Source organism: Shewanella sp. MBTL60-007 (genome assembly GCF_019654915.1).
Lineage (GTDB): Bacteria > Pseudomonadota > Gammaproteobacteria > Enterobacterales > Shewanellaceae > Shewanella.
In genome coordinates this window covers 1-623 of sequence record NZ_BPET01000171.1, presented here as the reverse complement: position 1 = coordinate 623, position 623 = coordinate 1, and the positions used below count along the sequence as shown (strand labels likewise).

The 623-nt window shown below is 43.8% G+C and carries 1 protein-coding gene; it reads left to right on the top strand.

Annotated elements, in window-relative coordinates; translation table 11 throughout:
• Positions 1–623, top strand: a 623-nt coding sequence (locus K5Q92_RS24590; RefSeq protein ID WP_220771261.1) for a hypothetical protein, incomplete at both ends; no start/stop codon positions are given.

The window sequence follows — 623 nt, the reverse complement described above, 5'->3', positions numbered from 1 at the left end:
AGAGGGAGAAGGAAAGAAGAAGAAGGAAGAAAGAGGAAAAAAAAGGAGAAAAAGAGAAAGAAAAGGAAGAAAAGAAGGAAGAAAAAGAGGGGAAGGGAGAAGGGGAGAAAAGGGGAAAGGGAAAAAAAAGAGGGAAAAGAGGGGAAGAAAAAAGGAAGAAAGGGGAGGAGAAAGAAGAAGAAGAAAAAAGAAAAAGAGGGAAAAGAAAAGGAAAAAAAGAAGGAAAAAAAAAAAGAAAGGAGAAGAGAAAAGAAGAAGAGAAAGGAAAGAGGAGAGGAAAGAGGAGAAAAAGGGAGGAGGGAGGAAAGAGAAGAGGAAGAAGGAGAGAGAAGAGAAGGGGAGAGGGGAGAGGGGAAAGGAAAAGGAGAAGAAGGGAAAGGAGGGGGAAGGGAGAAGAGGGAGGGAGGGAAGGAAAGAGGAGGGAGGAGAGGGGGGAGGGAAAAGGGGAAAAAGGAAAGAAAGAGAAGGGGGGGAAGAAGAAAGAAGGGAAAGAGGAAAAGGGGGAAAAGGGAGGGAAAGAAAGGGAAGAAAAAGAAAAGGGAAAAAGAAAAGGAGGAGAAAAAAGGGAAAGAAGAGGAAAGGGGGAAAAAAGGGAAGGAGGGAAAGAGAAAGAAGACGTTCGT